The organism is Pseudomonas sp. SF2 (assembly GCF_036858055.1).
Lineage (GTDB): Bacteria > Pseudomonadota > Gammaproteobacteria > Pseudomonadales > Pseudomonadaceae > Aquipseudomonas.
On the sequence record NZ_JAMBDI010000073.1, the window covers coordinates 185 to 10,155 of the forward strand.

The window sequence follows — 9,971 nt, forward strand, 5'->3', positions numbered from 1 at the left end:
CGCGCGGGCGGCGCTCGGTCTTACAGGCGCTGCACATATTGCGTCGAACGCTCAGCCGCCCCCCCGGGATGTCGACAAGCGCTATACAGATACCCCTCAAACTGCTCGACAATCGCCGGCCAGCCCTGGCGGCTGGCATGCCGCCGCGCATTCAGGCGCACCCGGCGTAACGTCTCTTCTTCTTCCAGCAGCCAGCAGGCAGAGTCGATGAACGCTGCCTGATCCCCCGGCATGGCCAGTGCACCGCTATGGCCATGGCGAATATGCTGCGCAGCGGCCGCCTCGTCATACGCGACCACCGCCAGGCCCGAGGCCATGGCTTCGAGCACCACATTGCCAAAGGTTTCGGTCAGGCTCGGAAACAGGAACAGGTCACCGCTGGCATAGTGTTCGGCCAGCACCTCGCCACGCTGGGCACCGCAGAACACGGCATCCGGTACCTGCTGTTCCAGGGCGGCACGCTGCGGGCCGTCACCTACCATGATCAGGCGCAGGCGTTTGTGTGGATAAGTTTTCTGCAGGGCCTCCAGGCTTGGGCGCAGCAAGCCCAGGTTCTTCTCTGCCGCCAGCCGCCCCACATGCAGGACGGCGATGTCATCCGGGCCAAGCCCCCAGCTTTCCCGTAATGCGGGGCTGCGCCGGGCCGGGTTGAACAGGTAGGCATCGACCCCCCGGGCCAGCAGTTCCAGGCGTTCGAAGCCGCGGCGCTCAAGCTCCTGGCGCTGGCTGAGGCTGGGCACCAGGGTGATCGCCGTGCGCCGATGGAACCAGCGCAGGTAGTGGGTGAGCAGGCGCGTCAGCAGGCCCAGGCCGTATTGGCCGGAGTACTGCGGGAAGTTGGTATGGAAACCACTGACCACAGCCACCCCCAGGCGCAGGGCCGCGCGCAGTGCGCTGAGCCCCAGCGGCCCCTCGGTGGCGATGTACAGCACATCCGGGCGCTGCCGGCGCCAGCGGCGCAACAGCTTGTGCATCGACACCTCGCCCCACTGCAACCCCGGGTAACCAGGCAGGGGCCAGCCACGGCACAGCATCAGGTTCGGGTCGTTGTGCAGCGGGGCTTCACCGGCCTGGCGCGGGCGCACCACTTCGATCTCGTGGCCGCGTTGGCGCAACCCTTCGCTGAGGCGGCCAAGGGTATTGGCCACGCCGTTGATCTCGGGTGGGAAGGTTTCGCTGACCAAGGTAATGCGTAGGGCGGGTGTGTTCATGAAAAAAAGTTTCCGCCTGCTGGGTTGCGCCAATGTGACTGCCATGTGACGTACTGATGACGCCTGATTGCCGACGCTTTTCGCTTTGTGAATTTTTCCTTGCGGGCCGCTCAAGAGGGGGCACCGACAGCCGATGCAGATGCATTCGACTACCTGATGCGCTCCAGGAGAGCGGTGATGTTCAACAACAAGCTCAAGCAAGAAATCCGGCAGCTACGCGAAGACCTGATGTCCATCGAACAGGTCAAGAGTAGCCTCGACAGCGAGATGCTGGTACTGCAACTCGACCCTCAGGGACGGATCGAGATGGTCAACGGCAACTTCGAGAGCGAGATGCTCTACCGTGCCGAACAATTGCTTGGACGCAACATCGAGGACATCGTCCCTGCCCATGTGAAGACGCTGGATTTCTACCAGCGCATGAAGGGCGCCATCAGCCGCGGTGAACACCTGAACGGTGCATTCCGCCTGCTGCGCGGCAATGGCCAGGAAGCCTGGTTACGGTCGATCCTGCAGCCGGTCAAGAACAGCGAGGGGCGCATCAAGTATTTCACGCTGCACTCCAGCGATCTTACCCGCACCATCGAGACATCCCGCGAGCACGAAAGCCTGATCAAGGCCCTGATGCGCTCCACCGCCGTGATCGAATTCGACCTCGACGGCAACATCCTAACCGCCAACGATCGATTCCTGACCACCGTCGGTTACCGCCTGGAACAGATTCGTGGCAAGCATCACCGCATTTTCTGCGAGCCGGAGGAGGCAAATTCGGCCGGCTATCAGGCGTTCTGGGACAAGCTGCGCCGTGGCGAGTACGTTGCCGAGCGCTTCAAGCGTATCGATGCCCACGGTCGGGTGGTCTGGCTGGAAGCTTCGTACAACCCGATCTTCGATGCCCATGACGTGCTGTACAAGGTGGTCAAGTTCGCCACCGTCATCACCGAGCAGGTCAACCAGGAGCGGGCGGTGGCCGAGGCGGCAGATGTCGCCTACAGCACCTCGCTGGGTACCGATGCCAGCGCCCGCAAGGCCACCGATGTGGTCACCCAGAGCGTCAGCGTGATGCGTGGGCTGGAAGCTTCGATGCAAGAGGCGGCAGAGGGCATCCAGGCGCTGGATACCCAGTCGCGGGTGATCGGCTCGATCATCAAGACCATCAGCGACATTGCCGGGCAGACCAACTTGCTGGCGCTGAACGCGGCCATCGAAGCGGCCCGCGCCGGCGAGCAGGGGCGGGGGTTTGCCGTGGTTGCCGATGAAGTGCGCCAGCTGGCCTCACGCACCAGCACCGCCACCGAGGAAATCGCCCGGGTGGTGCAGCAGAACGAGCAACTGGCCCAGGCGGCAGTGGCGATCATCGACACCAGCAAGCGCCAGGCCGAGCAGGGGCTGGCACTGGCGGACGAGACAGGGAGCGTGATTGTCGAGATCCAGGACGGGGCGAAACGGGTGGTGGATGTGGTGGGGCAGTTTTCCAGCCGGTTGGGGCAGTAAGGGCGTCACCACCATGCCCAGTTTTTCAATGCCTGCGCGTTTCCTGTGGGAGCGGGCAAGCCCGCGAAACAGGCGCCGCGCTGGATGGCACGGGCTACGCCCGTGTTCGCGGGCACGCCCGCTCCCACAAGGGGAGGTGACACGCTCTCGAACATTGTTCCCTGTGCGACAGCGCAGCCCAAAGAGCTGGGCAATCTCCCACAGGGATCAGTTCCGCTCCCGCACCCAGAACAACGTAGCCCCGGCCACCGCCGCCGGCATCATCAGCACGTTCACCAGCGGAATCATCAGAGCCAGGTAGGTGATGCCACCAAACCCCAACGACTGCCAGCGCTTCTGCCGCAGCCAGGCCAGCATGTCCTGCCAGCTCATCTTGTTGTTGTCCGCCGGGTAGTCGATGTACTGGATAGCCATCATCCACACCCCGAAGATCAGCCATAGCGGCGCCGCCACCACGTTGACCACCGGGATCAGCGACAGGATGAACAGGCCGATGGCCCGCGGCAGGAAGTAGCCCAGCTTGCGCATTTCACGGCCGAATGTACGTGGCACCATGGCCACCAGTTCGCCCCAGCTGAACGCCGGGAAGTTGTCCTGGCCACGCACCACCACCTCGACCTTTTCCGCCAGAAAGCCATTGAACGGCGCGGCAATGATGTTGGCCACCAGGGTGAAGGTGAAGAACACCATCAGCACCACCAGGGCGACGAACAGCGGCCAGAGGATGTAGGTGAGAAAGCTCAGCCAGCTCGGCAAGCTTGGCATCAGGGCGTCCACCCACAGGCTGAACTGGTGGCCGGCGAAGTAGATCAGGCCGCCAAACAGCAGCAGGTTGACCGCCAGCGGCAGCAGCACGAACAACCGCAGATTGGGGCTCAGCACCAGTTTCAGGCCTTCGCGCAGGTATTGGGGGCCAGAGAGTACAGGGGCTTGCATCGAGAGACTCCGCAGAGAAGGAAAACGCGCTGACCTTACCGAGTTTGCTGCGCCGACGAAAGGCGGGCAGCGGGCGGGAAACGGGCTGTAACAAAAGCAGCAGGGCTTGGCTATCGATGAATTCGCTGAATAGACGATGGCTATGAGGTGGATTGTCGAAGGATATTTCCTTAATCTTTGCGACCTCGCTACAGTGCGCTCACTTTCCGCTTTATGGGCCTGCGCGTTGTAGCCTTCCCCAAGTGCTGCGTGGGTCCTTTTTAATTTTCCAGCTGGCGCAGCCGGTATACCGAAGCCGGCCCCTGCGGCCCGCTCGACAGGAGTTCGACATGTCTGAAGTACGTCATTCGCGCGTCATCATTCTCGGTTCCGGCCCTGCCGGTTACAGCGCCGCGGTGTATGCCGCCCGTGCCAACCTCAAGCCGCTGCTGATCACCGGCATGCAGGCCGGCGGCCAGCTGACCACCACCACCGAAGTCGACAACTGGCCGGGCGACCCCCACGGCCTGACCGGCCCGGCCCTGATGCAGCGCATGCAGGAGCACGCCGAGCGTTTCGAAACCGAAATCGTCTTCGACCACATCAACGCCGTCGACCTGGCCAACAAGCCGTTCACCCTGCAGGGTGACAGCGGCAAGTACACCTGCGACGCGCTGATCATCGCCACTGGCGCCAGCGCCCGCTACCTGGGCCTGCCGTCGGAAGAAACCTTCATGGGCAAGGGCGTTTCGGCCTGCGCTACCTGCGACGGTTTCTTCTACCGCAACAAGCCGGTTGCCGTGGTTGGCGGCGGCAACACTGCCGTGGAAGAGGCGCTGTACCTGGCCAACATCGCCAGCAAGGTGACCCTGGTGCACCGTCGCGATACCTTCCGCGCCGAGAAGATCCTGGTCGACAAGCTGCACGCCCGTGTGGCCGAAGGCAAGATCGAGCTCAAGCTCAACGCCACCCTGGACGAAGTGCTGGGTGACAACATGGGTGTGACCGGTGCGCGCCTGAAGAACAACGACGGCAGCAGCGACGAAATCAAGGTTGACGGCGTGTTCATCGCCATTGGCCACACCCCTAACACCTCGCTGTTCGAAGGCCAGCTGACCCTCAAGGACGGCTACCTGGTGGTCAACGGCGGCCGTGAGGGCAATGCCACCGCCACCAACGTCGAGGGCGTGTTCGCCGCCGGTGACGTGGCTGACCACGTTTACCGCCAGGCCATTACCTCGGCCGGTGCCGGCTGCATGGCGGCATTGGATGTGGAGCGTTACCTGGACGGGCTGGCCAACGCCTCGTTCTGATTGCCAGCCGGGGGCTGCTTCGGGGCCCTTTCGCCGGCAAGCCGGCTCCCACCTCGACCGCATCGACTTCAAGTCATGTGCAGTACCTGTGGGAACTGGCTTGCCGGCGATAGGGCCATAAGCCACCCCACAAAAAAACCGGCTCGATGGCCGGTTTTTTTGTGTCCGCAATCAGCTCACAGGCTCAAGCGCATCGACAGGTCCACCGCCTTCACATCCTTGGTCATCGCACCAATCGAGATGTAGTCCACCCCAGTCTCGGCAATCACTCGCAAGGTTGTCTCGTTGACCCCGCCACTGGCTTCCAGCTTGGCCTTGCCCGCGGTAATGCGCACTGCTTCGCGCATCTCTTCCAGGTTCAGTTCGTCGAGCATGATGATGTCGGCACCAGCAGCCAGTGCCTGGCGCAGCTCATCCAGGCTTTCCACTTCGATTTCCACCGGCTTGCCCGGCGCAATGCGGTGCGCCGCCGCCACGGCCTCGGCCACGCCGCCGCTTGCGGCGATGTGGTTTTCCTTGATCAGGAAGGCGTCGTACAGGCCGATGCGGTGGTTGTCGCAACCGCCGCAAGTCACAGCATACTTCTGCGCCAGGCGCAGGCCCGGCAGGGTCTTGCGGGTGTCCAGCAGGCGCACCTGGGTGCCTTCCACCAGGTCGGCCAGGAAGCGCGCACGGGTGGCCACACCTGACAGCATCTGCAGGAAGTTCAGCGCACTGCGCTCACCACTGAGCAGCGAACGCGCGGGGCCCTCCAGATGAAACAGCGGCTGGTTGGCCGTGGCGCGCTCGCCATCGGCCACCTGCCAGTGCACGGCCACGCGCGGGTCGAGTTGGCGGAACACGGCATCGACCCAGGCGGTGCCGGCGATCACGCAGTCTTCGCGGGTGATGATGGTCGCCTTGGCCAGGCGCTCGGCCGGGATCAGCTGCGCAGTGATATCGCCACTGCCGATGTCCTCCAACAGCGCGCGGCGCACGTTGGCTTCGATTTCAGCGGTCAGGTCGGCAAGGCGTAGGTTCGGCATGGTCGGCTCCACAAGCTAGATGCCCGCGATTATAGGGCAGGGGGCCAGCGTGTACAGCCGCCTTGGCGATGACCTTTGGTCGGCCGGTGTGAGCAACCGGGGTAAACCCGGGTCACTAGCCAGCCTGTGAAACGACGCTGGCAGCGATGCGGATTTTTACCGATAATGTGACCAGTATTTGGCGTCATGAGTTTGACGATCTTCAGCCCCTTCGGGCGAGACACCCTGCAAGGAGTCCAGGATGCAAAAAGAAGGCAAGGTGGTGCCCTTGGCGGCAGCCATCGACCGAGGCGGGCGTACGCCTCTGCCTTGCCTTCCGGTATTGCTCCTGCAGGTACGCGACAAGGCCGCCTTGCAGTTGCGTCAGGGTTTGCAGGACTTGTTCGACAACGCCGACGACACCCTCTTCGAGATGGCCGACAAGGCGTTCGATCGCAGTGACCAGAACCTGTACTTCGAGGCCATGCGCGACCTGCGCCTGAAGCGCAAGAGCATCGAGCGCGGTTTTCTCGACACGTTCCATGATGCCTTTGCCCGTATCGGCCAGATTGACTTGCTGGCGCACCTGCTCGAGCCGGGCAACCTGCGCAGCAAAGCCCAGGTGGAGCGGGCCGCCGCGATCGAAGGCATGGTTGCGCAGGTGCTGTCACGCGACGGCGTTGCCCTGCAGCAACTGGGCCTGCGCTTGCAAGCACTGCTCGACCGCCCCCTGCACGAGCAGCACAACCCGCTGGGGCCCGCTGCGCTGTGCGGTTACTTCCTCGACGCTGGCCGCAACCTGGGGGTTGGCCTGCGGGTCAAACTGGTCCTGCTCAAACTGTTCGAGCGCTATGTGCTGCGTGATGCCGAAGTGATCTATGGTGAAGCCAACCAGTTGCTGGCTGCCGCCGGTGTGCTGCCCGAGTTGCCGCCGGCACCGCGCCGGCGCGCCGAAGATCGGCGCATGAGCGCACGACGTGGGCCGGCGAACCTGGGACATGAGGTAGGCGCGGACGCAGCAGGGCAGGTTTTCTTTGCCTCGTTGCAAACACTGCTGGCCCCGGCGCGTGGGCAGTTCGCGCCTCGTTTGCAGGCGATGGCCGCCGCCCAGCCAATCAGTACCGCCGACCTGCTGCGCCTGCTTTCGCATTTGCAGCACTACGTGCCTGCCACCCACGAGGCTGACGATTTCGAGCTTGGCCAACAGCTTGAACAATTGCTGCTGCGGGTCAGCGTGCGCAGCGGCACACGCCGGCGCATCGATGTGGCCGACGAGGACATGATCAACCTGATCAGCCTGCTGTTCGCCTTCATCCAGAACGACGACAACTTGCCGGCCAGCCTGCGCGCGCTGATCGCCCGTCTGCATATTCCGCTGCTGAAAGTGGCCCTGCTGGACAAGGGGCTGTTCAGTCGGGCCAGCCACCCGGCCCGCCGGCTGCTCAACGAGATCGCCGGCGCGGCCATTGGCTGGGAATGCGGCGGCGATGGCCTGCGTGACAGCCTGCACCTGCGGGTGGAGCGTATCGTCCAGCGCCTGCTCAATGATTTTGCCGAAGATATCAGCCTGTTCGCCGAACTGCTCGAAGACTTCCTCGTTTTCAACCAGGACGAACGGCGGCGCAACGAGCTGCTTGAACAACGCACCCGCGACGCCGAAGAAGGGCGTGCCCGGGCCCAGCAGGCCAGGCAGCAGGTGCAGCACGCACTTAACCAGCGTCTGCGTGGCCGGGTATTGCCGCAGGTGGTGGTACAGATGCTGGTGCAGGCCTGGAGCCAGGTGCTGCTGCTGGCCTGGCTCAAGCAGGGCGAGGCATCCCAGGCCTGGCGGGATGCATTGCAGACGATGGACATGTTGCTGGCCAGCATCACCCCGCCACATGAGCCGCAAGCCTTGCTGCAGCAGGTGCCGGGCCTGCTCAAGGCACTGCGCGATGGCCTGGCCGGCGTGGCCCTGGACTCGGCCGCGACCCGCGAATTCTTCCTGCAGCTGGAGCAGTTGCACCTGCGTGCCTGTGCAGGTGGCGCGGGCCAGCCCCAGGGCGACGTACTGGTGGCCGAGGACATCGTGCTGGCGATTGCCGAAGAGCCCGCTTGCGCACCGTTGCAGGTTGCCGACGGGCAGGCTGTGGCGCTGCGCCAGGTGCAGCGCTTGCGTATCGGTACCTGGGTCGAGGTGCTGGACGAGGACGAACCGCTGCGCTGCAAACTGGTGGCACGCATCGACAGCAGCGACCGGTTGGTGTTCGCCAACCGCACCGGCATGAAAGTGCGCGAATGGAACGGTGCCAGCCTGGCCCAGGCACTGCACCGGGGCGACGTGCGGGTGCTGGATGACGGGCTGTTGTTCGAGCGGGCGCTGGAGGCGGTGCTCGACGGGCTGCGGCGGTAGGCGCAACTGTCTTGCGCAATATCTGCAAGCAGATGCGATCCCGGTGGGAGCGGGCGTGCCCGCGAAACAAGCGCCGCGGTGGATGGCACCGGCTGCGCCGGTGTTCGCGGGCACGCCCGCTCCTACAGCATTACAATGATTCACATGCAAACGCCGTTGGCCGCAGGGCATACTGTCAGCCTGTTCACGGCGCTTTCAGGATCTGCCCCATGCAATTGGACCGTGCCACTGGCTGGTTCCACGGAATCGGAATCACCCACTGCCCCTCGCCGAACTTCAATGCCCGCCCCGAAGGCGAATCGATTTCACTGCTGGTGATCCACAACATCAGCCTGCCGCCGGCCTGTTTCGGCACCGGCAAGGTCCAGCAGTTCTTCCAGAACCGCCTGGACCCCGACGAACACCCGTACTTCGCCAGCATCAACCACCTGACCGTGTCGGCGCACCTGTTCGTCGAGCGTGACGGTGCGGTGACCCAGTTCGTGTCGTTGCTCGACCGCGCCTGGCACGCCGGTGTGTCGTGCTTCGACGGGCGTGAAGGCTGTAACGATTTCTCCATCGGCATCGAACTCGAAGGCACCGACGACCTGCCCTATACCGATGCCCAGTACGCGGTGCTGGAGCAGCTTACCCGGCATATTCGCGGTGCCTGGCCGGCCATCGGCCTGGACCGCATCCAGGGCCATAGCGACATTGCCCCGCAGCGCAAGACCGACCCAGGCCCGGCCTTCGACTGGTCGCGCTATCGCCAAGCGCTGCAGCAAAACGAGGACAAGGCATGAGTTTTCTGGTGTTGTTGCTGGCGCTGTGGGTCGAGAAGTTCTCGGCCCTGCGCCATCAGGTGCAACGTGATGGGTTCTTCCTGGGCGAACTGGTACGCCTGGAGCGCAGCGGCAAGGTGCACCCCTGGTGGACGCTGGCCATCCTGGTGTTGGCACCGGTAGCGCTGCTGGTATTGCTGCTGCATGTGCTGGACCCGGTGGCGTACGGCTTGTTGGCGTTGCCGGTGCACCTGCTGGTGCTGATCTACAGCCTGGGCCGCGGCGATGCCAAGGCATCGCTGGGGCCGTTCCGCGATGCCTGGCGGCGCGGTGATGACCAGGCTGCGCTGCACGTGGCCGAACGCGACCTGGGGCTGGCGGCCGACGAACCGCTCAGCCTGTTGGTTCAGGTGCAGGGCAACCTGCTGTGGCAGGTGTACCAGGGCTTTTTCGCGGTGATCTTCTGGTACTTCGTGCTCGGCCCGGGCGCAGCCCTGGCCTATCGACTGCTGGCGCTGTGTGGCGAACACAGCAAGCAACCGACGTTGAAGGCTCGTGCCGAGCAGCTGAGGCATATCATGGACTGGCTCCCGGTGCGGGTGCTGGCCTTGAGTTTTGCCCTGGTTGGCAACTTCCTCGCGGTCACGCGGGTGATGCTGCACGAGGTGCTCAACTGGCACATCAGCGCCGCCCACCTGGTGGCGCGGGTCGGGCGCATTGCCGATGACATTCCCGAGGAAGAAGACAGCCAGCGCGGGCTGGGGCGGCTGGACAGCCTGTGGGAGCTGCTGCTGCGCTGTGCGGTGCTGTGGTATGCCGGTTTTGCGCTGTGGACGGTGCTTGTCTAAAGCCAGGCGCATTCTTTTGTGGGAGCGGCCTTG

The 9,971-nt window shown here is 64.0% G+C and carries 8 protein-coding genes and 1 pseudogene; 6 read left to right on the top strand and 3 right to left on the bottom strand.

The annotated features are described in order from the left end of the window. Positions 1 to 20: 20 nt before the first annotated feature. Positions 21 to 1,211 carry a glycosyltransferase family 4 protein gene (locus M2S36_RS24585; RefSeq protein WP_333958005.1) on the bottom strand — a complete coding sequence of 397 codons (1,191 nt, stop codon included), beginning with the start codon at positions 1,209 to 1,211 and terminating at the stop codon, positions 21 to 23. A 267-nt stretch (positions 1,212 to 1,478) separates the two neighbouring features. On the opposite strand from M2S36_RS24585, the pseudogene M2S36_RS25230 reads away from it, so the two are divergent. Both M2S36_RS25230 and M2S36_RS25235 read left to right on the top strand, forming a co-directional pair. Continuing rightward, a pseudogene (locus tag M2S36_RS25230) lies at positions 1,479 to 2,165 on the top strand (PAS domain-containing protein); the annotation flags it as partial. A gap of 129 nt (positions 2,166 to 2,294) precedes the next feature. Then, positions 2,295 to 2,705 carry a methyl-accepting chemotaxis protein gene (locus M2S36_RS25235; protein ID WP_402798515.1) on the top strand — a complete coding sequence of 137 codons (411 nt, stop codon included), beginning with the start codon at positions 2,295 to 2,297 and terminating at the stop codon, positions 2,703 to 2,705. 207 nt (positions 2,706 to 2,912) lie between these two features. Here M2S36_RS25235 and cysZ read toward each other — a convergent pair whose 3' ends face one another. Next, positions 2,913 to 3,641 (bottom strand): sulfate transporter CysZ, encoded by a 729-nt coding sequence (cysZ, locus tag M2S36_RS24595; protein ID WP_025337719.1) that lies wholly within the window; start codon positions 3,639 to 3,641, stop codon positions 2,913 to 2,915. A 329-nt stretch (positions 3,642 to 3,970) separates the two neighbouring features. Here cysZ and trxB point away from each other — a divergent pair, with 329 nt between their 5' ends. Next, positions 3,971 to 4,933 carry a thioredoxin-disulfide reductase gene (trxB, locus tag M2S36_RS24600; protein WP_025337720.1) on the top strand — a complete coding sequence of 321 codons (963 nt, stop codon included), beginning with the start codon at positions 3,971 to 3,973 and terminating at the stop codon, positions 4,931 to 4,933. 176 nt (positions 4,934 to 5,109) lie between these two features. On the opposite strand, the gene nadC is transcribed toward trxB, so the two are convergent. After that, positions 5,110 to 5,958, bottom strand: a complete 849-nt coding sequence (gene nadC / locus M2S36_RS24605) for a carboxylating nicotinate-nucleotide diphosphorylase (RefSeq protein ID WP_025337721.1) — start codon at positions 5,956 to 5,958, stop codon at positions 5,110 to 5,112. 241 nt (positions 5,959 to 6,199) lie between these two features. On the opposite strand from nadC, the gene M2S36_RS24610 reads away from it, so the two are divergent. From M2S36_RS24610 to ampE, 3 genes are all read left to right on the top strand, one after another. Beyond that, positions 6,200 to 8,329 (top strand): DUF1631 domain-containing protein, encoded by a 2,130-nt coding sequence (locus M2S36_RS24610; RefSeq protein WP_333958006.1) that lies wholly within the window; start codon positions 6,200 to 6,202, stop codon positions 8,327 to 8,329. Positions 8,330 to 8,538: 209 nt separating this feature from the next. Continuing rightward, a complete protein-coding gene (gene ampD, locus M2S36_RS24615) occupies positions 8,539 to 9,111 on the top strand; it encodes a 1,6-anhydro-N-acetylmuramyl-L-alanine amidase AmpD (protein ID WP_207832483.1) in 573 nt (190 codons plus the stop codon). Beyond that, positions 9,108 to 9,938, top strand: coding sequence for a regulatory signaling modulator protein AmpE (gene ampE / locus M2S36_RS24620; RefSeq protein WP_333958007.1), 831 nt, complete (start codon positions 9,108 to 9,110; stop codon positions 9,936 to 9,938). Before ampD ends, ampE begins: the two co-directional genes overlap by 4 nt. Positions 9,939 to 9,971 lie beyond the last annotated feature (33 nt).